The sequence below is a fragment of the Mucilaginibacter endophyticus genome, from assembly GCF_003351025.1.
Classification (GTDB): Bacteria; Bacteroidota; Bacteroidia; order Sphingobacteriales; family Sphingobacteriaceae; genus Mucilaginibacter; species Mucilaginibacter endophyticus.
Genome location: NZ_QPCG01000006.1, coordinates 247,470 through 268,093, shown reverse-complemented (window position 1 = coordinate 268,093; position 20,624 = coordinate 247,470). Strand labels below are relative to the sequence as shown.

17 protein-coding genes are annotated in these 20,624 nt (G+C 42.5%); 10 read left to right on the top strand and 7 right to left on the bottom strand.

Features of this window, described 5'->3' with window-relative positions:
- The first annotated feature begins 79 nt into the window (after window positions 1–79).
- The 5 genes from DUL71_RS24000 (at window position 80) to DUL71_RS23980 (ending at window position 6,116) form a co-directional block, all read left to right on the top strand.
- Window positions 80–1,330 carry a DUF2130 domain-containing protein gene (locus DUL71_RS24000; protein WP_167443312.1) on the top strand — a complete coding sequence of 417 codons (1,251 nt, stop codon included), beginning with the start codon at window positions 80–82 and terminating at the stop codon, window positions 1,328–1,330.
- Between the two features lie 112 nt (window positions 1,331–1,442).
- A complete protein-coding gene (gene cynS, locus DUL71_RS23995) occupies window positions 1,443–1,886 on the top strand; it encodes a cyanase (RefSeq protein WP_114940420.1) in 444 nt (147 codons plus the stop codon).
- 210 nt (window positions 1,887–2,096) lie between these two features.
- Window positions 2,097–3,032 (top strand): hypothetical protein, encoded by a 936-nt coding sequence (locus tag DUL71_RS23990; protein ID WP_114940419.1) that lies wholly within the window; start codon window positions 2,097–2,099, stop codon window positions 3,030–3,032.
- A 75-nt stretch (window positions 3,033–3,107) separates the two neighbouring features.
- On the top strand, window positions 3,108–3,563 hold the full coding sequence (locus tag DUL71_RS23985) for a hypothetical protein (RefSeq protein ID WP_114940418.1): 456 nt from the start codon (window positions 3,108–3,110) through the stop codon (window positions 3,561–3,563).
- 147 nt (window positions 3,564–3,710) lie between these two features.
- Entirely contained in the window at window positions 3,711–6,116 is a 2,406-nt protein-coding gene (locus DUL71_RS23980; RefSeq protein ID WP_114940417.1) for an outer membrane beta-barrel protein, read from the top strand.
- Between the two features lie 254 nt (window positions 6,117–6,370).
- Here the strand turns inward: DUL71_RS23980 and DUL71_RS23975 are convergent, their stop codons facing one another.
- From DUL71_RS23975 to DUL71_RS23945, 7 genes are all read right to left on the bottom strand, one after another.
- Window positions 6,371–7,090, bottom strand: coding sequence for a hypothetical protein (locus DUL71_RS23975; protein ID WP_114940416.1), 720 nt, complete (start codon window positions 7,088–7,090; stop codon window positions 6,371–6,373).
- A gap of 91 nt (window positions 7,091–7,181) precedes the next feature.
- Entirely contained in the window at window positions 7,182–7,802 is a 621-nt protein-coding gene (locus DUL71_RS23970) for a hypothetical protein (protein WP_154402469.1), read from the bottom strand.
- 73 nt (window positions 7,803–7,875) lie between these two features.
- Window positions 7,876–9,210, bottom strand: coding sequence for a dGTP triphosphohydrolase (gene dgt / locus DUL71_RS23965; protein WP_114940414.1), 1,335 nt, complete (start codon window positions 9,208–9,210; stop codon window positions 7,876–7,878).
- Window positions 9,211–9,342: 132 nt separating this feature from the next.
- Entirely contained in the window at window positions 9,343–10,245 is a 903-nt protein-coding gene (locus DUL71_RS23960; RefSeq protein WP_114940413.1) for a ribose-phosphate diphosphokinase, read from the bottom strand.
- Between the two features lie 60 nt (window positions 10,246–10,305).
- Window positions 10,306–11,724: a nicotinate phosphoribosyltransferase gene (locus DUL71_RS23955; RefSeq protein ID WP_114940555.1), complete on the bottom strand. Its 1,419-nt coding sequence runs from the start codon at window positions 11,722–11,724 to the stop codon at window positions 10,306–10,308.
- Between the two features lie 4 nt (window positions 11,725–11,728).
- Window positions 11,729–12,625: an NUDIX domain-containing protein gene (locus DUL71_RS23950; RefSeq protein ID WP_114940412.1), complete on the bottom strand. Its 897-nt coding sequence runs from the start codon at window positions 12,623–12,625 to the stop codon at window positions 11,729–11,731.
- A gap of 344 nt (window positions 12,626–12,969) precedes the next feature.
- Window positions 12,970–13,656: an NUDIX hydrolase gene (locus tag DUL71_RS23945; RefSeq protein ID WP_114940411.1), complete on the bottom strand. Its 687-nt coding sequence runs from the start codon at window positions 13,654–13,656 to the stop codon at window positions 12,970–12,972.
- Window positions 13,657–14,098: 442 nt separating this feature from the next.
- On the opposite strand from DUL71_RS23945, the gene DUL71_RS23940 reads away from it, so the two are divergent.
- Genes DUL71_RS23940 through DUL71_RS23920 form a run of 5 tightly spaced genes read left to right on the top strand, consistent with a single transcriptional unit; the run spans window position 14,099 to window position 20,622 of the window.
- Complete coding sequence (locus tag DUL71_RS23940; protein WP_114940410.1) at window positions 14,099–16,501, top strand: GumC family protein; 2,403 nt, start codon at window positions 14,099–14,101, stop codon at window positions 16,499–16,501.
- Between the two features lie 43 nt (window positions 16,502–16,544).
- Window positions 16,545–17,906 (top strand): lipopolysaccharide biosynthesis protein, encoded by a 1,362-nt coding sequence (locus tag DUL71_RS23935; RefSeq protein WP_114940409.1) that lies wholly within the window; start codon window positions 16,545–16,547, stop codon window positions 17,904–17,906.
- Between the two features lie 13 nt (window positions 17,907–17,919).
- Entirely contained in the window at window positions 17,920–18,576 is a 657-nt protein-coding gene (locus tag DUL71_RS23930; protein ID WP_114940408.1) for an acyltransferase, read from the top strand.
- The gene (locus tag DUL71_RS23925) at window positions 18,564–19,838 is read left to right on the top strand and encodes a hypothetical protein (RefSeq protein ID WP_114940407.1); all 1,275 of its coding nucleotides are present in this window, start codon (window positions 18,564–18,566) and stop codon (window positions 19,836–19,838) included. The genes DUL71_RS23930 and DUL71_RS23925 overlap by 13 nt, the downstream gene beginning before the upstream one ends.
- Window positions 19,839–19,851: 13 nt before the next feature.
- Complete coding sequence (locus DUL71_RS23920) at window positions 19,852–20,622, top strand: glycosyltransferase family 2 protein (protein ID WP_114940406.1); 771 nt, start codon at window positions 19,852–19,854, stop codon at window positions 20,620–20,622.
- Window positions 20,623–20,624: the final 2 nt, after the last annotated feature.

The following is a 20,624-nucleotide window of genomic DNA, read 5'->3' as shown; positions in this document are numbered from 1 at the left end:
ATAAGGTAATTTAATAATATCAATAAGCTAATAGCTTTACGCTTTGCGCGTTCTGCTTTTTAGCTTTTACATAAATAATATGGCTACAGAAGTTAAGTGTCCAAGTTGCGGTTTCGGTTTTCCGATAGAAGAGGTAATGGCCGAAGAGTATAAAAAACAACTCAGGGTTAAAATGATGGATTATACCCGTCAAAAAGAGGAGGAATACCGCAAAAAGGATGAGGAGTTTTTAAACAAGGAGCGCCAGCAACAGATGGCTTTTGAACAACGACTTAACAACGAAAAAAAACAGTTGCAGCAAACACTTGAAGATAACCTGCGCAAAACCATAAGCGAGGATTTTGAGAACCAGTTGCTTTTACTCAAAAACTCAGCTACTGAAACTGAAGAAAAGCTAAAGCAAGCCCGCCAGAAAGAACTGGAGTTTTTACAGCGCGAAAGTCAGTTGAAGCAGAAGGAAGAAGAGATGGAACTGGCTGTACAACGTAAACTGCAGGAGCAACGGAACGAACTTACCGAGCAGATCCGTAAGCAGGAAGCCGAACGCCATAATATAAAAGATACCGAATATCAGCTGAAGGTTAAAGAACTGGAGAAGCAACTCGAAGACCAAAAGAAACTGGCCGACGAAATGAAACGTAAAGCCGAACAGGGCTCGATGCAGCTGCAAGGCGAAGTTCAGGAACTGATACTGGAAGAAGCTTTGCGCAATTATTTTCCGTTTGATATCATTAGCGAGGTAGGGAAGGGCGTGCGTGGTGCCGACTGCGTGCAGACGGTACGAAATCAATTTGGGCAGGAGTGCGGCAAAATCATTTACGAAAGTAAGCGTACCAATGCTTTTTCGATGGATTGGATCGAGAAACTGAAGAAAGATATGCGCAGCATGGGCGTTGACGTAGCCGTTATTGTAACCCAGTGCTATCCCAAAGGCATGGATTGCTTTGGCGAACGTGACGGTGTGTGGATCTGTAGTTTTGATGAGGTGAAAGCCGTGTCGTATATTTTGAGGGATGGGGTAATGAAGCTCTCAAACCTGGCCAAGTCACAGGATAATAAAGGCGATAAAATGCACTTGCTATATGATTACCTCACCAGCAGTGAATTTTCAGAACAATGGAAGGCCATTCGTGAAGGGTATATGAGTATGCGCCAATCGATTCAGCGTGAACGCGACGCCATGGAAAAACTTTGGAAGGCTCGGGAAAAGCAATTGGATAAGGTACTGTTAAGCGCGGCCCATATCCGAGGTAGCATTGAAGGAATAGCCGGTAATGATACCATTCAGCTTAACCTTACTGATGATGAGGACGCGTTGTTGCTGGAATAATGTTGCTTTTATGTCAAGCTATCATAATCGTTGATTAATACCATTGCTTACCCGAAAAGCACCATAGTTACAGGTTACTAACTGCTAATTTTGACTAAAAAAGAAAAGCAAAATGAACAGAGTAATCGCAACCGAAATAATCATCAGGGAGATCAAAAATAAACAAGTTAAGTACCAGGAATTAGCCGATGCCATAGGCCGGAGTTTAGTTTGGACAACCCTTGCATTGCACGGGCAGGCTGTAATGGAAAAACACGAAGCCGAAAAAATTGGTGAACTGCTTGACCTTGATGCCGAAATTATAGCTTCCTTGCAGGACATCCCGGACAGGGGTTCATTAGACCAGATGCCGCCTAAAGATCCCACCCAATACCGTTTTTATGAATTATTGCTCGTGTATGGCACAACACTGAAAGCCATCATCAACGAGCAATTTGGCGACGGTATCATGAGCGCCATCGATTTTACCATGGATATCAGCAAGGTTGAAAACCCTGCCGGGGATCGTGTTAAAGTGGTTATGGAAGGTAAATTCCTGCCGTTTAAAAAGTGGTAAAAGCCTTCAGTTTGAGTGCTTAAACCTTTTAGGTTTAATTTTTATTAGACCGTTTGCTGTGAATGTGTTAATTTTACACAATAATTTCTGGGTGCCCCAAGCACTCATTGATTTGTGATAAGGTTTAGGTTTTAAAGCCCCATGCAGCGAGTGCTATGGGGCTTTTATTTTGATTTTACCCGCTTATACCATTAGTCATAGTTACAGAAAATGAAAAAGATATTGCCGCTTAAAAGCGCATTTGGATACGCGCTGATATTTATGATGATTGGCGCATCCCTTATATTTAACGACAAAGAAATTATACTTCCGGAAATGGCTGCGCTTGCCGTTGGCTGCCTGATCCATGAGCATCCAAACTGGTTAGCCAAGCCACTTCATATTTTCCTTTTGCCTTCTATAACCGCCATAGGTGGCTTCATGATTAACAGGATAGATGTTAACCTTGCGGCAAAACTTATATTGGTCGTGATGTTTGTATTGTTAACCCTGCGCGTGTTTAGGAGCGGCCTGGCCCCGGCGCTGGCAACCGGTCTGCTGCCTGTTATAACCAATGCTACATCAGCATATTTTATTTTCTCTATTCTGACGCTGACGTTCATACTGGCTATAAGTCTCTATGTAAAGCGCGAAGCATTGCCGGCTCCAATGGTTTCAAAGCGACAAAGGCCACAGGATAATATTCTATATATCATCTTTGTATCGGCCTGGGTGCTCATCTGCGCACAAAATGGCTGGATATATATTGCCGCTATTCCGCCGGTTTTGGTGGTGGGATATGAATCAATGCATAAAGAGGAGTACACCTACAAAATGTTTTATAAACAGGTAATTTGCCTGAGCCTCGCTGCTTATATCGGCATTCAGAGCCTGTATTTTTTGAATAATCTGCTCCTGGCTGCATTGCTGGATCTTGTAGCCGTAACCCTCATGTTGCGGTTATTATCCTTTAAATTAACGCCGGTGTATGCCATGTCGTTATTGCCTATGGTTTTGCATCACCCATCGCATCAATATTTTTATTGGAATGTTTTGGTGATGGCAGTTATTGTTTTGGGTACTATCTACTCCTATAAAAATTTCAGGCTTCGCGAGCAGCTTCGTGTGAGGTTGGCCCGGGTAATTAATAAAGGTGAAGAGGTTTAGTTTGATTGAGACTATTAAAGGCTATTGCAAAAGCAGTAATCATAAGTTACTTTTATGCTATAAACCAAATCACAAATGAAACCTCCCCGAAAAACTATTATCCTGACAATCGGTTTATTGTTACTAACGGCCTTTTTTGTATCGTCCAATTGTGGCGATGTTTATGCTTTGACGAGCGGTAAGCCACCGGCAGATTCAACTCTTGTTACGGAGAAAGTACGGCAAGTATTGATTTCGCAGCAATTATTTGTGGTGAAAATATCAAAGATTAAAACCGCCAAAAAAAATGCCCCCAAAAAAGTTAATGCCAACTTTAAAGCGGAGCTCAGGGACGCCTTTATGATAATACGTTACGATAACGGAAAATCCCATACCGAACAAAACTGGGCTATGTGTCCGAATGGCGTTTGTCCTGTTCCCGGCACGTACCGGTTTGGTACACCCGAATATAAGCAACTGGACGTGGCCATAGCCCAGGCTAAGCAGGCTAATATCAAATTTCAGAAGGAAACGGCGGCTTTGATGCAGTAATGTCAATTGTGTACTATAACATTTAGCGATGAGGATTAGAAGAAAACAGCGGGATTAAAAAGTGATTTTCACTCATATTTTTCGCGCCTTAAATTGCAAACATCATCCTCAGCCTGATTATCTTACGGGATTATTAGGATTGACTGAATGACCCGTACGCTTTTATTCTTTTTACTGGCCCTGTTACCCTTGGGCGGCTTTGCACAGCAGTTTACGCTGATTGTTGTTAAAGAAAGTGCCCAGCCTGCTGATGGCGCCACTGTTAAACTGATGCAGGCAAACAGGCAGGTAGGCCTGAGCGTAAGTAACGCCCATGGGCAGGCCAGGTTTCAGAACATTCCGCAGGGAGCATTTAGCTTCTCGGTAACTTATACCGGTTATCAGCCCCAAACTACCCGTAGCTACACTACCGCGGATAATATAAAGCAGGACACCATCCGCATGCGACCTGTTAGTACCGTATTGAAAGAGGTGAGCATCACCGCCAAAATGCCGCCGCTGGAAGTGAAGCAGGGAAAGGTGATAGTCAACGTAGAGGCGTCAGTAACCAACGTGGGCGCTACGGTATTGGAAGTGTTGGAGAAATCGCCAGGTGTGATGGTTGATCGTAATGGCGGTATCTCTTTACAAGGCAAGCCAGGGGTACTGGTGATGATAGATGGCAAGCCTACCTATCTCTCCGGCGCCGATCTGAATAACCTGCTTAGCAGCATGAGCTCTACCCAGGTAGCGCAGATTGAGCTGATTGCCAATCCCACCGCGCGGTATGATGCCAATGGGAACGCGGGGATCATCAACATTAAAACCAAAAAGAACAAGCAGAAGGGTTTTAACGGATCCGTTTCGGCTACTGTGGCGCAGGGCGTTTACTTTAAAACCAATAATACACTAACGCTGAATTATCGCGAGGGGCGTATCAGCACTTTCTTTAATTACAATATCAGCGATCAGAAATATCTTACCAATCTGTACGCGCTGCGCAAATACACCGGCGCTGGTGGGGTAACCACTTCAACGCTGGAGCAGCCTTCACACTTTACCGGCACGCTGCTGAACAACACCGCCAAAGCAGGGCTGGATTATGACGTTTCGTCCAAAACTACGGTTGGTATTGTGCTGGGAGGAACTATGATCCATCGCAAGGGTAATAATACAGCTTCGGCACGCTGGCTCAACCCGGCTGGCACGGCAGATTCAGTCATTGCTACCGATAACGCCAACAATAGCCGGTTTAAAAACGGGCAGGTAAGCCTGAACTTCCGTCATACTATCAGCAAAACCCAGGACATCAGCGCTGATGCAGATTGGCTGCACTACGACATTGCCAGCGACCAAAATTTTAACAACCGCCTGCAAGCCACCGGCGGTTATAACGAACTGACGCGTGCCAACATTCCCACCGGCATCACCATACTCTCGGGCAAAGCCGACTATACACTTAAAACAAATGACGATGGCCAACTTCAACTGGGTTGGAAATCGGTACACAGCAGTACCGACAACTCCGCAGGTTATCAAAACTTCATCTCAGGTCAATGGACGGACGACCTAACCCGCAGTAACCATTTCATTTATAGCGAGAATATCCATGCAGCTTATGCGCTGTTGGAGCGTAAACACAAAGCCATTTCCTACCAGGTTGGCCTGCGTTATGAGCATACCGATTATCATGCCCATCAAATGGGTAACGCGCTGCAAAAAGATTCGGCTTTCTCGCGTAATTACGGCAGCTTTTTTCCCAGTGGCTATTTCAGTTACCAGGCCGATACTGCCAATAACTTTACTTTAACGGTAAGCCGTCGTATTGATCGCCCGGTTTACCAAACGCTTAACCCGTTCTATTTTATCATCAACAAGTACACTTATCAAACCGGCAACCCTTACATTTTGCCGCAATACAGCTGGAACCTGGAGCTGAGCCATCAATATAAAAACCTGCTCACTACCACAGTATCGTACAGTAACATCAGCAATTACTTTTCGCAGATATTTTTGAGCGATCCTACATATGCGGGTATTTTGCTGTATACGCAGGGAAACGTGGGGCACACATATATTATTGGGGTATCTGAAGCTATAACCGCATCACCTACCAATTGGTGGACACTTACAGCGCAGGCACTGTACAATTACAAAAAACTGAGCGGTTTTAACGGTAATCATTACACATCAGATATTAACCAGCTTAACCTCAACGCCAGCAACCAGTTTACCATTGGCAAGCGTTTTACGGGCGAGTTATCGGGCTTTTATACCACCCGCGCCCGCAACGATGTGCAGGAACGCTTGTATCCTACCGGGCAGATGTCGGCAGGACTGGGCATGTCGGTATTTAAAAAGAAGGCTACCCTGAAGTTGAGTATGCGCGATATATTCTATACCAACGCTATGGAAGGTTTAACACAGTTCCCCAATGCCACCGAATATTTTAAAATAAAACGCGACAGCCGTGTGGTGGTGCTCGCGTTTACCTATCGCTTCGGCAAAACCTACAAAACGGTTAAGCGTGATAACGGTGCCGCTGATGAAATGCAGCGTGTGGGAAATGGGTAAAGAATATGTTACCTTATTCTTCATAAATACCATTAAACCATCATTGACGCGGTGAATACGGAAACTCGTGGTAGGCGTGCTGTAACTGGCGCGAGTATGGAGCGCTGGTGGCGTGGACTGAGTACTCGTGACCGCTCTGAAAAAAGTTTAAAGATTGACAAATCCTATTGTAAGTTATCATACATCAAGTCACGAGTACGCCACGCTTCGACCTACACTATATACTTGCACCAGCTGCAGAGTGGCTAGGCATATTAGGAGTTGTTAAAATGAGGATGAGTATTCGGCAAGAAAAATTTCGCTAATTTTGATGCGTTATATTGGTTTAGATAATTTGTTTTACAAAAGCAATTTCCACCACAATTTCTCAACTCAACCAATTTTTTCAATTCCGGATACTTATTTAGTTCTGCATTTAAAGCGCGGGTAGCTTCGTGTAATAACTCAGTTTTGCCATAAATAATAACGTGCGGGTCGTCTATAATTATTTTTTCTAAGTGTTCGAAATCTATAGGTGCGTCTTGGAATCTTACTGTTATCATTTTTCTTTGCAACTCATATTTATTCCAGTTATCTCTTACGTCATCCATATCGAGAAAATACTTGTCTTCCGGTTTGGTTTTCTCATCCCAAAACATTGGGTTACTTTTCGTGATATAAATCTGAAGATCTTCCTTTAAGAGTAAGTCTATATTAAATTTGAACAAGATCGGGCCATATAAGTTCTGTCTTGGGAAGTGTCCATGTAAGTCTCGTGAATCAAAAAAAATATCATTCCAGACATCGTTATTTTTGTCGTCGTCATCTGATAGTTGTCTCGTTTGAAATAAGTTTTGACTTTCAACAAAACCTCTCGATAAAAGTCCTTGGGCACGAAAAAATGTTATGGAGGTTGCTAATGAATTGGCGTGGTGTAAATGAGTTATATCATTTGCTACGAGAAATTCATGTATGCTTGCGTTGTCGAGTCTCATAATAAATATATCCTAAATATAATATTTGTAATTCACAATTTATTGTTAGGCGAATATTTATTATAATTAGTAACTTTTCGGAAAGCTTTAATTATTTAACTAACAGAAGAGAACCTATCTTTTGCTCAATTTGCTCGTCAGTGTAGATAATTTCTCCGAAATGCTTTATTTGAGTGGTTTGATAGTTGTATTTATTTTTAGTATACAAATTAGTTATAAAAGTTAACAACCTTTTCGATATTTCCAGATTATATTTTTCAGCGTAGTATAGAGTGTTAATTATGCAAAGACTGTAATTAGGATTTTTATCATAGACGTAATCAAGTTGTTTGTTTTTTAGGAATTTAACGAAATGTTCTGTGTAATAGAACTTTTGCTTGTTTAACGAATATATTATAGATGAAAAATTGAAGAAGGCAGTATCTGGTATTTTTTTTTCCAAATGAAATTCTAAAGTCTTTTGAGAGTGCTGAAATGCCCAAGTATCTTTGATAAACCATAAATCTAATGGACCTGACGGGAACATTATTTTATAACCTCCGAAACTATTTTTACGGATTGAAAAGTTTTGAAATTCTTTAAAAATATCGATTTCTTGTCCAAGAACAACGTCGACATCTCTTTTTCGATAAATATTTAAAAAGTAATTACGAATTATGCCGCTAAAAATATAAACATCTGTATTAGCAGATATTTCATCAAGTTTTTCCATGATGTCGTCATGGAGCAAGTGATGTATGTATTTATAGAATGCAGATCCTGATTCATCTATTAATTTTCTTATGTCAATTAATTTTTTGGCCACTTAGTTTCTGAAAATGATTTAACGCATATTGATCTGTCATCCCACTGATAAAATCCACAATTACTCTCAATTTGTAATAATTGTTCAGATCTTCAAAGGTACTAACATTACACTCTTTGTATGCTACCTTTTTTACGCTATCGGAGATCAGACCCAAAGCTCTTTTTCGATAATCCTTACTTTCATGAAAAGTAAATTTGATGTAGTAATCGAGTAATCCTGTTAATACAGAATGACCGGTCAATTCCAATGATTGAACCTCTCGTTTAGGGAAAATTTCCTGAATACAAAATCTCTGTAACGTTTCGGCAAGTTTAGATTGATCATCGTAGATTAATTCGAAATTATATTTTCCATCACAAATCATTTTGATCTTGTCTATGAAATTATTTACCGAAAGGTCAACTAATCTCTTAATTAGAAATATTCTTAAATTAACAACCCTACCGATTGGCGTTTGGTGTTTTTCTTCAAGTTTGTCGAATTGTTCTCGCATACCAGCGATGTCTATTAATCTGCCTTTGATAAACTCATATGTGTATAAATTTTTGTTAAATCCGTCCTCGATATCCATTATTAAGTAGCATATTGAATCGGCTGCTTCCATTAAATAAGCTAAAGGATGCCTTATTATTTTAGTATTCCGATATAAACCGCAACCATCTGCTATCTCCTCCAAATAATTTTTTTCAGATTGAAATACACCTCTCTTTTTTTTGTAGATAAATTTCTTATCTATTTTTTCAGTATTCGGATATTTAATGTAAGCAGCTAATGAGGCGTAGGTGAGATTTAATCCAAAAATATCTTCGAGCATTTGCAGTTTAGTCAGAACCCTAAAGCCCTGTGCATTTCCGTCGAAAAGAGTAAAGTCTTCTTGTTCTATTTCATTTAGTCCAAAGTTTTCTGTTTTAAATAGCTTTTCGAAATATGTTTGAATAACTGTTTCTCCGAAATGACCAAATGGAGGATTTCCGATATCATGAACTAAGCAGGCATTTTTCAATATAATTGGAATTTCTCTTATTAATTCACGATCTTGAAGGCCAAGCGATTTGCTGAAATCTTTATTCTCGCAAATATTAAGTCCTAATGAGTGTCCTATCGACATCACTTCCAAAGAATGAGTTAAACGGGAGTGAATATTGTCATCAGAAGTCAATGGAAAAACTTGTGTTTTATCATGCATTCGACGAGTTGCAGGGCTGAAAATTACCCGCCCAAAATCACTTTCAAATTCATTTCTTGGATCTAATTCTTTATCTCTATTAGAAGCTCTAAGTCTATTAGCGTTTAGGTATTTTTCCCAGTTCATTTATGATTTTAGTTAGGTTGGAATATTTTTAATAGGTTACAATTATAATAAATTCACAGATGCTATCTAAATATATGTTTATGAGTGCTGTATTCAATATTTTAAATCAAGCAGATTAAATTGTTGGATTTTTTACCCACAAATCAACCCCGCCACAGTCCTCACCTCCACAAAATCATCTCCCTCCAAATCCTTACAATTCACATGCGTATCAGTACAAATCAGCTTCTTAATAGCACCGCAGGCTTTTAACTTCCCAATGCCATCGTTTACAAACAAACCATGCGTGGTTATTACATAAATATCCCCGGCACCGGCATTTTTATAGGTCAGGGCGGCGTTTACAATGCTGCCTCCCGAGCGGATCATATCGTCATAAATAATAACCGTTTTACCGGCTACGTCGGCGTTGATGGTGCTTACTTCGGTATGGTCGCCTTTGAGACGGCGTTTGAGGATGAAGGCGGCATTTACGCCCATGTCGTTAGCCAGCGATTCCACCCATTTGGCCCGGCCCGCATCGGTGCTGGCCATTACAAAGTTATCGCCACCGTAACGGGTAGCTGCTTCAATTACAATATCCTTGCAGTAAACGTGTACAGGGTACAGGTCCTGCTCAAAATAGTACTGGATGCCCTCGCTATGCAGGTCGAACAGCATAACCTTATTGCCCCGGTTTGATTTGGGTATGGCCGAGAGCAGGCGGGCGCGGGTTTTGGCAGTCACAATTTCGCCGGGTTTAACGGCGCGTTCCATGGTGCTGTAGCCAAAGTAGGGGATGACCAGTGTAAGCGAATCGGCACCATAACTCACCAAGGATGAAGCCAGGTCATACAGTTCAAGCGTAGCGCTATCGCTCACGGTGCCGCCTATCAGCAGCACCTCGCGGCCTTCCACGTTGGAGAGGATGCGTTGGTAACGCTCACCATCGGTAAAGTGGCTCACTTCAATTTCGCCGCGTTCGCAGGTGCCAAGGGCAAGCACTTTTTCGGCAAGGTATTCATATCCGGTTATGGCAAAAAGTAGTTTTTTCATTTTCTATAATAAAGCTGAAAGCGGAATGCTTAAAGCTAAAAGCTTTTTTGTTTACGTGGTTTATTGGTGCTGCAAGGTATCAATCACCTGCTCAAAAGTAAATTCTTTAATAATATGGCCGTTCTCGAAAACGGTTTGCAGCTGGTCGGCCAGTTCTGGTTGTTCATTCTCGTGAATGGTTTTGTAGCCGTCATCGGTTTTTACTAATTTAAGTCTGCCGCCTTTGCTCTTTTTAAAGCTGGTGGTAATGTTGCCATGGGCATCCATTTCGGCAGGACTTTTCTCTACAGCTACCTCTTTACCGTTTATTACGGCACTGCTGCATTTCAGGGCGAATTTTTGGGTATCGCGGTCAACTTTTTGCAGTAAGGCCCCGCCCATACCCAGCACCAGGTTTTCGGCGCTTATGCCGTTTGCCTTAAGGGCTTTATAAATTACGCCTATCTCGGTATAATTAACGCCGTCGCCCTGTATCACCCTAACCTGTGGAGGCAGCACTTTATAACCTTTAGCATTGGTGCTAAAACCGAATTTATCAAACAGGATCTTGAAAATTTCCAGCAGGGTCATTACCGGGTCGCCGCTATCGGGGCGGATCACCAGGGTACCGTCGCGTTTCAGAATCTCTTCTTTCAAATCCTCTCCCCAATACTCACTGCAGGCACGGAAAATGTTGAAGCTATCGCTCACACAGGCTATAACACCGGTAGGGAAGCTGCGCAGCACATGTTTAAATACTTCCAGCTCGCCTTGCTGGCCGAGCAGGGTGCAAATACTGTGCTCCGTAGCCGGAATGCTCAGGCCATGTACTTTATCTGCATGATAGTATTTAATAGCCATGCCTGAGCCTGCAAGGTTATCGCTGCCTGCAAAACTAAGCAGGTGGGCTGCCCCGCCCAGTTTAGCGCTCTCCACGCTGCTCACCCCACGGAAGCCAAAATCATTTAGCACAAAACCAATCCCGCCAAAGGCTTCAGGTGTGGCGGTTTCTTCGTAGTATCGCGTAACTACTTTTTTAACCTCGTGGCTAAGCGTGGCCACGGTGCAAGGGTACCAAACCTGCATCAGCAGGGTTTCTAAAAAGTTGGTGAGCCAGTAACATTCAGGGTCGGTATTTTCAATGGTCATGAGTACGTTGCCGGTAGGCACGCTGGTACCTTCGGCAACAGCTTTAATGCGTACAGGCAGATGGCCGTTATATTTATCTAATATGTACTGAAACTTGCTGCAATCAAACACATCATCGCGACCGAAAACCTGTTTCATAAATTCGTCGGCCTCATCCAAATCAACCTGGTTAAAGGCTGGGCCCTGTAGGTATTCTTTCAAAAAATATTGCAGACCGAAGAAAACGGTTTCGTTGAACATTCCGCCACGGCTTTCCAGGTAACTGTAAATATTGGTGGTGCCGGGGTAGTAAAATTTATGGTGGGCGTATTTATATGCGTCGGCTAAAAGAATCAAATTCTCTTTTTTCATGGCTTTAGTTTTTAAGGTATTTGCCGGTGATGAAATTAAACAATTCAATGTGTTCTTCGCTAATGGAGCCGTCTTTTATCATTAAAGGCAGATCGGTAAGCTTAAACCAGGCCAAGTCGGCAATATCATCCTGGGCTTTTGGCTCACCGCCAATAAAATCACAGCTAAACAGCAGGGTAATGATCTTATCGGCTTCGCTGCGGTAGCGCCAGTCGTTTATTTTGGCCGATGTTTCGTACTGCATGGCGGTGGTTTGCATTTCACCGCATTCTTCGGCAAGTTCACGTTCGGCGGCATCTTCATAGCAGGTATCTTCCGGGTCAGAAAAACCGCCTACAAAACGCCATTTATTGTTGATGGCTTTTTTGCCAAGCAATATCTCGCTGCGGTTATTCCTGAACAGGGCTATATCAACAGTAGGGTATACCTTAGGATATTGATTATAGTAAGCGTACAGGATGCCCGCGCGGAAATCGTTTGAATCAAAAACCTTATCGGCGTATTGTTTGCGAAGTTCGGTGGCGTTGTAATCGCCATGTTCGGGCAGTTCGATGGTTTCAAATTTGCCGCTGTAGTAGGGGATGAAACTATCGCGACTGCCATACAAACAAAACTGCTCAGCATTGAAAACACTTTTCAGCAGGTTGTCCAGATTATCCGACCATATTTTATCGCTCGGATTATCGCTGATGGGCAGTACCACAATTTCAGGATAATCCTTTTTAATCATTTTTTCACGCGTGTAGTAGTCGTAAGGGTTTTTGCGACTGCCTTTTATGGGGCTAACGCCCAGCAGTATAATCAGTTTGGCATGATTTTGCTTAACCTGTGCTATCAGTTGCCTGTGACCCTCATGCAGGTACGGCGTTTGAAAGCGTGCTATAATTACTCCTGTCTTCATTTTTATTTTGCGTTAATTATACACAAATATAAATATGTGTTTTTAATACGCAAATTATTTTTTGATTTTTTTGAGAGAGGGGGTTTGGTATCAGTAATAGCTACGTAAAGTTTTTTGATTCTGAATCGAAAAAAAAATGTCATTGCGAGGAGCGGAAGGGGAGTGAGCATCGGCACGACGTGGCAATCGCATGCTATACAGAGCGGCTATGATGCCGTGCGATTGCCGCGTTGTGCTCACAATGACATGGTTTTGATTGCTTCACCCCCTTGCGGCAAAGACGGAGAGAGGGAAGATCCAGAGAAGCGTAGGCCGGATGGGTAAACGTGAATGATAATTAGAAACTATATCTCAAAACTAATCCCCTCTTTTTGTAGCTGATAATACTTTTCCTCGTTAAAACGGAAAAGGTTACCCGGGCGACCGGCGCCTTCGAGGGCTTGTTTTTCGGCGGTTTCTTCGAGGAAACCGTATTTGGTGATCTTCTTTTTGAAGTTACGGCGGTCAATAGGACGGTCGAGCACGGCGAGATAAAGTTTTTCGAGTTCGGAGAAGGGGAATTTTTGCTCAAGCAATTCAAAACCTACCGGTTGATAAAGCATTTTGCTTTTTAAGCGTTCTCGTGCTACGCTTATAATAGTAGTATGATCAAACGCCAGGGCGGGAAGCTTTTTGATATTGAACCAGTTTACATCGCTGGCGTCGGTAGCGGCTTTAACAACGAAGGCATCCGGCCGTACCAAGCCGTAGTAAGTTATGGAGATCACCCGGTTCCGCGGATCACGCTCCGGCTGGCCGAAGCTGTATAACTGCTCCAGGTAGGTGATGTTTACGCCTGTTTCTTCCCTTAGTTCGCGCTGAATGGCTTCCTCTAACGATTCATGGTCGCCCACCAAACCACCCGGTAATGCCCAACTGTTTTTAAAAGGTTCGATGTTTCGTTTTATGAGCAATACGGATAGCCCCTCTTTTGAGGTATATCCAAATACTACAGCATCAACGGCAACCTTTATATTTTGGGTAACTGGCATAATACAAAGTTAGATATTGGGAAGTGGCGGGGCAAGCATTAGCGAAATTAATCAATCGTATAAAACAAGTGTATCAAATACCGTTTTTCGGTATTTAATCCCAGTAGTAGTGGAAAAGTAACCTATTGTTAAGGTTTAGATAATATTTTATCTTTATAAAGTATCTTAATAAGTATCATATAAGGTTTCATATGGTGAGGTAAACGGGCTAATCTCCAACCTCCAATCTCTTTTCCCAATCGTTCATTTCGTTCATTATGTAATAGGCGTTCACTTTGTTCATAACCGTTCATATATGCTTGTAAACGGCTTTTCTGCCTTAACTTTCGGGTAAAATAATAGCGTAGTCAAATCGTTGCCCTGATCATTATAGCTGCTTATTATTTCTACTTATGGAACTGATAGCTTTATCGTGATTATTGGCATTTTAATAAATGTTGATATGGATAAATTGGACCTTTTAGCTGACAAGCTCGATTTCGTTTACAAAAAGGAGGAAGCCCCCGGCGATATTCGAAGCCTTGTTGCCATTTGCCTTAATTACTGGTACCTTTTCTGTATTGGTATAGTGGTGTGTGTTGTAGCCACCTTTGTGTATATCCAATACGAACCCAGTAAATGGAACATCTCCAGCAAAATTATTGTTGAGGATGAAAAGAACTCACCCACCAAAGCCCTTACCAACGGCGTAAATTCTGATCTGGCATCTCTGTTTGATATCAAGAGCAATGCCGATAACGAGGTTAAGGTGCTTAAGTCACGAAGCCTTATTAAACGGGTGGTTTACCTGCTTGATCTTAATATTCATATCTATGACAACAACGGTTTCCGCAAAACCGAGCTGTTTGACGAAGCCCCTTTTAAAATTAACATCGGTTATAAAACCGATAAACTGGCGCTGGCCAATTATACTTTAGAGATCCTGAATAGCAATACTTTCAGGTTAGTAAATGATAAAGGTCCCGAAAGCGTTACCGGCAGTTTTGATAAGCCGGTAAGCCTGCGCCAGTATAACCTCACTTTCCACAAAACCGAATATTTTAAACCCGAAGGCGAATACAAGATCAAGGTACAAACCCCTAAACAAATCGAAAAAGAGCTGGATGAAAACCTGGGCGTAGGCCTTGATGATAAGCAGGCTACCGTTATTGACCTTAACTTAAGCTACAGCAACCCCGAGCGCGGGCGGGTAATCCTTCAGAAGCTGATGGATGTTTATCTGCAAAATAACCTGGCTAATAAAATCCGCATTGCCGATAGTACCATGAAGTTTATTGATAAACGCCTGGTAGTTGTTGGCGCCGAACTGGGCAAGGTTGAAAAGAACTTGGAACAGTATAAAGTTAAAAACGGCATTTCGGATATCAACGCGCAGTCAAAAGCTCTTATTGAAGGTGCCAATGCTTATCAAAGTAAGCTGAATGATAACGAAGTGCAGCTTGCCATAGCTAATGACCTTTATAAATATGTAAGTGATGAGGCCAACCCCCAGGTGGTGCCAAGCTCTTTAATTACTAAGGATATGGCCTTTGGTACCGCGATAAACGGCTATAACGAAATGCTGCTACGCAAGGAGCAGTTACGCCTCACGCTTACCGATAACAGCGTGATCATCAAAAACCTCGATCAGCAAATTGAGCTGGCCCGCCAGGCCCTGGTAACCAGTTTGAGCAACTATCGCAATAGCCTTCATGTGTCGCAATCGGCATTCAAAAAGCAGAATGCTACTATCGAGAACAAAATTACAAACGCACCGGTAAAAGAACGGATCTACCTGGATTATGCCCGTGAGCAAAGCCTTAAGCAGGATTTGTACCTGTTCCTCCTGCAAAAACGTGAGGAAACCGCTATTTCACAAACCGCCACGCTTTCGAGCTGCCGCATTTTAGATGATGCCGATGCGGACGAGAAACCCTTCGCTCCCAAAAAATCATTGCTTTACCTTATTGGTGCAATTGCAGGCATTTGTATCCCTGCAGCCGGACTTAGTATTAAAGAACTGCTCAACACACGCATCAATACCAAGGCCGATATCAATAAACATACCAGTGTGCCTTTGTTTGGCGAGATAAGCCGGGGCGATAAACGTTCAAAATCGCTGGTTTATAATGATTCGCGTTCGGCTGTAGCCGAAGAGATCAGGGCGCTCCGAACCAGTTTAAAGTATGTTACCGATAATAAAAAAGGTTCAAACGTGATCATGTTTACTTCAAGTATGAGCGGCGAGGGCAAATCCTTCATCTCGCTTAATCTTGGTAATTCCATAGCGCTTACAGGTAAAAAGGTTGTGTTACTTGAGCTTGACCTGCGTAAGCCTAAGCTGCTTAAAAATATAGGAATGAAGGATGACTATGGCTTTACAAACTATGTCATATCGCCCGAAGGTTGTGTTGACTGCCTGGTTAAGCCCTTTGAAACTAATCCCAATTTCTTTTATATATCATCGGGTCCTGTACCGCCTAATCCGGCCGAGCTGCTGATGGATGGCAGGCTTAAAACCCTCATTGAAGACCTTAAGAAAAAGTTTGATTACGTGATCATTGATACCGCCCCGGTAGGCCTGGTATCCGACGCGCTGATCATTGAGGAGTTTGTTGATGTTACCTTTTACGTGGTGCGTCAAAACTATACCCTCAAAACACAACTGGGTATTGTAAATGATCTGCATCGCACCAAAAAAGCCAAACACATGTACCTCATAGTTAATGATATTGAAATGCGTACCAATACCATTACAGGGTACGGACACGGCTATGGCAGCTATGGCTACGGGTCGCCCTATGAAGACACTAACAGCAGCAAAGTTGCAGACTGGCTGAAGAAAATTAAAATGAACGTTTGGTAGAGTAAGCTTTTTAATCTGCCTTGAATCCCCCTAAACCCATTTTATGTTGCAGGTATTAACAGTTGGTATTAACAGGTTTTTTAATAAAGGTCATGAACGCTCGGTAAGGGCGCGGAAAAACATTTTCCGTTCCGTAATACTGAAGGGCGGTAGCGTGGTTATCACACTGATCATGATCCCGCTTACCATCAGGTATGTAAATCCAACCCAATATGGTATATGGCTTACACTAAGCTCGCTCATAACCTGGGCTGCTTTGTTTGATATGGGTTTGGGTAACGGGCTTAAAAATAAACTGGCCCAGGCTATAGCCCTTAATGAGCCCGAAAAGGGGCGGGTTTATATCAGTTCAACCTACGCCATTATGGGTGTTATCGGGATACTGATGTTCGCGGTCTTCTACTTTATTAATCCTTTTATTAAGTGGACAAGCATTTTAAATGTACCTGATGATGGCAGCGGTTACCTGAACCAGGTTGTGTTGATCATCTTCGGCTTTTTTTGCTTTCAGTTTGTGGTACAGTTGATTAATACCGTGCTTGCGGCTAACCAGGAGCCGGCAAAAACAGCACAGCTGAATCTTGTAGGGCAGGTACTTTCGCTGCTGGCCATATTAATATTGATGAAATTGATGCCAGGTTCATTAACCTGGCTGGTGATGGTGATGGCGGGTGTGCCTTTGTTAGTAATGCTTGGGGGAAGTATGCTAATGTTTAAAGGCGATTACAGGTCACTGGCACCCGCCATCTCCGTAGTAAATTTTAAAAGCGCTAAACAAATGCTTGGCGTTGGCAGCACATTTTTCATTATCCAGATCTGCGCGTTGGTTATGTATGAGTCGGATAATATTGTTATTACCCAGCTGTTTGGTCCTAAGGAGGTTACTACGTTCAATATCGCCTACAAATTGTTTTCGGTGGTGCTGATGTTTTTTGTGGTGGTGATAACGCCTTTCTGGAGCGCGTTTACCGAAGCTTATACTAAAAACGAGTATGAGTGGATAAAAAACGCCCTTGCCAAAATAAACAAGCTTTGGCTGGGCCTCAGCTTATGCACTATAGCGCTCACGGCGCTGTCGCCCTGGCTGTATGATGTGTGGGTTGGCAAAAGTGTTTCCATGCCGCTGAGCCTTTCAATAGCAATGTGTATTTACATTATAACGCTTATATGGCAGGCTATCCACGTGCAATTTCTGAACGGCATAGGTAAAATCAGGCTACAACTGTATTTGGGTGTGGCAACATCGCTGGTGAATATCCCGCTTTCTGTTTTATTAGGAAAGCTTATAGGCGTGGCAGGTATCCCGCTTGCAAACGCTATCATTTTTGTGGTGATGGGAATAATTTTTTCTACCCAAACCAACAGGATCATTAACCGAACGGCAACGGGAATTTTTAACAGGTAAGGAGAACAGTAAGATGACACCAGGCTATATCATCAGGAAATTTTACAGGGCTTTAAGGGTGGTTTACTTCAAATCGGCCAAAAATTATTCGCATGTGGTTACCACGTTCAAATTCTGGTTGAATGGCGTAAGTTTTAACAGCGATTTTACCGGGTACGGCATCCCTATTCTTGATATTAACATGAAGGGAAAATTCTCTATAGGAAAAAAATTCTGGTTTAACAGCGGTAAATACCATGCCATGGGCGGGCGGCAGCAGCAATGTTATTTTGTGGTAGCGGCCGGCGGCGAACTAAGCATTGGTGATTATGTAGGCTGCACCTCGGTAGCCTTCATCTGCCACGATAAGATCAAGATTGGCAACCATGTAAAAATTGGTATCAATACCGTGATCTATGATACCGATTTCCACTCGTTGTACGCCGAAGCCCGTAATGATATCCCCGAGCGTTTAGACGGTTTACGCACCAAGCCGGTGATCATTAAAGATGGGGCTTTTATTGGCGGTCATACCACAATTCTTAAAGGGGTAACCATCGGAAAAAATTCGATAGTAGGAGCGGGTTCGGTGGTTTTTCAAAGCATACCTGATGAGCAGATCTGGGCCGGAAATCCGGCGGTTTATATACGTGATACTTATAAAATGGAGTTGGAAGTATGCAGCAGGTAAATCAAGCAGTTTATGCCCTTTTGTTTTTGGTGATGGTACTGGCATCGTTTTTCCATATGCAGGCACCTGTACTTGGTTTGGCTGTGCTTATTATCCTGCCACCGGTAAAGCATCAGTTTGCGGCTATTAAAATGGCCAGGGTTTTTGCTGTTTTACTTATTCCGGCCATGCTTGGGTTAATTGTAGGTTATCGCAATAGCACTTATCTCATCTTTAAGGATTTTTATTATTTCTCGATACCCATATTATTTACACTTGCGGGTATTATGCTGGCGAGGCGCATAGAGGTTGAATTGTTCCTGAAAACGGTGGTTATAGCAGGCGTGCTGGTTTCTTTTCTTGTAACAGGCATATCAATATCATATATGGGCGTCGGGGCGCTGACGGATCCGTATTCGGCGCATTACGCTATTGGGATCGTAGGCACACCTGCGCCTCCCATAGCATTGGCCTGTTTGCTATTTACCTGGAAGTTTAATATCAAGTTGTTTCAGCGCAATTTGTTCAGGCTCTTTTTAGGTGTTAATGCCTTTGGTGTTTATATGTTTGCTTCACGTACGTATCTTATTATTACCCTGTGTTTTGTGCTGCTGCTTGTTGCCGATAAGATAAAAAAGGTATGGATTTTTCCTGTTATATTTTTGCTGGGGGTATTTGTTATAGTAGTACCCTTTTTTACAATCAGCTTAAATTCTGATAGTACCTTCCTGAACAAAATCATGGGTTCATTTAATGAAGTGAGTGTAGGTAATTTCAATACCGAGCAGGACATTAATCTTCGTTATCGTGGTTATGAGTCATTTATGGCATTCAGGGGCTACCTGAGTGGTGGGCTGCCCGACTGGATATTTGGTGGCCTTGGCAAGCTTATCGATTTAAAAACAGTTGTACACCTTGGCGAAGATGCGGATCTGCAGTATATCCCGGTTTTGCATAACGGATGGCTCTATATCCTGGTTAAAACCGGGGCTGTAGGTGTACTGGTTTACATGAGCATATTTTTCGGGCTTATCGTAACCAAATGGCGCACCTATGCCGATGCGATGAGTAAGCCGATTATCCGGATTTTTTCGGCCTTTATTATTGGTTGTGTATTGAGTTTACTGCTCACCAATTATATCGTAACAGCCTTTTTTAACATGGAAATGAGCGTGGTTATGGTATTGCTTGGTTATAGCTACATGAATGTGCACGTATTGATGCACAAATTGAAAATAAGGGAGCAAGCTATAGAATTTCAATTGGCGGGTTTAAATATTTAATGAGGAACAGGATATGGAGCAAATTTACAAGCCACAAAAAGTAACCATCATCACGGTTGTATATAACGCGGTAAATACCATTGAGGATACTATACAAAGCGTTATTAATCAAACCTATAAAAACCTGGAATATATCATTGTTGACGGTGGATCGACCGATGGCACATTACAGATTATCGAAAAATATCGCAACCGGATAGATCGCTTTATCAGCGAACCCGATAAAGGTATCGGAGATGGCTTTAACAAAGGCATCTCCATGGCCTCGGGCGAGTGGATAGGCATGATCAATGCCGACGACTGGTATGCTGAAGATGCCGTAGAGAACATCATAAGCAATATAGCAAAGAGTGATTTTGTTTGCTGCGGTAATATCAGGCTGATAGGGAACAACGGTACCGAGCGTGATAAAAGGAGTAAGGTGGGCTGGTTAAATTTCGGTATGTACGTTATGCATCCAAGCTGTTTTGTACGCAGAAGCGTGTACCGGCATGTGGGGAACTATGATATCGGCCTACGCATAGCCATGGATTTTGATATGTTTTTGCGGATCAAGAGATTGGGTTACAGTATTAAATATATCGATAAGGTAATAGCCTATATGCGTACCGATGGTGTTAGCAACGATACCGTTAAAATGCACCGTGAAGAGTTAAAGGTAATGAAGAGGCATCTTCGTGGCATCGACTACCTGTTATCATACCTGTTTAATTACCTGAACCGGTTACGCTGGCGCTTTTTTTACAAAGATCCATTCCGGAAACAAATGACATTACAAGCTTAAGG

Excerpts from the sequence above, each read along its gene's own strand:
- DUL71_RS23950 (WP_114940412.1), bottom strand. The coding sequence starts at position 12,625 with ATGAAGACAGGAGTAATTATAGCACGCTTTCAAACGCCGTACCTGCAT.
- DUL71_RS23930 (WP_114940408.1), top strand. The coding sequence starts at position 17,920 with ATGACACCAGGCTATATCATCAGGAAATTTTACAGGGCTTTAAGGGTG.
- cynS (WP_114940420.1), top strand. The coding sequence starts at position 1,443 with ATGAACAGAGTAATCGCAACCGAAATAATCATCAGGGAGATCAAAAAT.
- DUL71_RS23960 (WP_114940413.1), bottom strand. The coding sequence starts at position 10,245 with ATGAAAAAACTACTTTTTGCCATAACCGGATATGAATACCTTGCCGAA.
- DUL71_RS23935 (WP_114940409.1), top strand. The coding sequence starts at position 16,545 with ATGTTGCAGGTATTAACAGTTGGTATTAACAGGTTTTTTAATAAAGGT.
- DUL71_RS23990 (WP_114940419.1), top strand. The coding sequence starts at position 2,097 with ATGAAAAAGATATTGCCGCTTAAAAGCGCATTTGGATACGCGCTGATA.
- DUL71_RS23980 (WP_114940417.1), top strand. The coding sequence starts at position 3,711 with ATGACCCGTACGCTTTTATTCTTTTTACTGGCCCTGTTACCCTTGGGC.
- DUL71_RS23940 (WP_114940410.1), top strand. The coding sequence starts at position 14,099 with ATGGATAAATTGGACCTTTTAGCTGACAAGCTCGATTTCGTTTACAAA.
- DUL71_RS23985 (WP_114940418.1), top strand. The coding sequence starts at position 3,108 with ATGAAACCTCCCCGAAAAACTATTATCCTGACAATCGGTTTATTGTTA.
- DUL71_RS23920 (WP_114940406.1), top strand. The coding sequence starts at position 19,852 with ATGGAGCAAATTTACAAGCCACAAAAAGTAACCATCATCACGGTTGTA.
- DUL71_RS24000 (WP_167443312.1), top strand. The coding sequence starts at position 80 with ATGGCTACAGAAGTTAAGTGTCCAAGTTGCGGTTTCGGTTTTCCGATA.
- DUL71_RS23970 (WP_154402469.1), bottom strand. The coding sequence starts at position 7,802 with ATGGAAAAACTTGATGAAATATCTGCTAATACAGATGTTTATATTTTT.
- dgt (WP_114940414.1), bottom strand. The coding sequence starts at position 9,210 with ATGAACTGGGAAAAATACCTAAACGCTAATAGACTTAGAGCTTCTAAT.
- DUL71_RS23975 (WP_114940416.1), bottom strand. The coding sequence starts at position 7,090 with ATGAGACTCGACAACGCAAGCATACATGAATTTCTCGTAGCAAATGAT.
- DUL71_RS23945 (WP_114940411.1), bottom strand. The coding sequence starts at position 13,656 with ATGCCAGTTACCCAAAATATAAAGGTTGCCGTTGATGCTGTAGTATTT.
- DUL71_RS23925 (WP_114940407.1), top strand. The coding sequence starts at position 18,564 with ATGCAGCAGGTAAATCAAGCAGTTTATGCCCTTTTGTTTTTGGTGATG.
- DUL71_RS23955 (WP_114940555.1), bottom strand. The coding sequence starts at position 11,724 with ATGAAAAAAGAGAATTTGATTCTTTTAGCCGACGCATATAAATACGCC.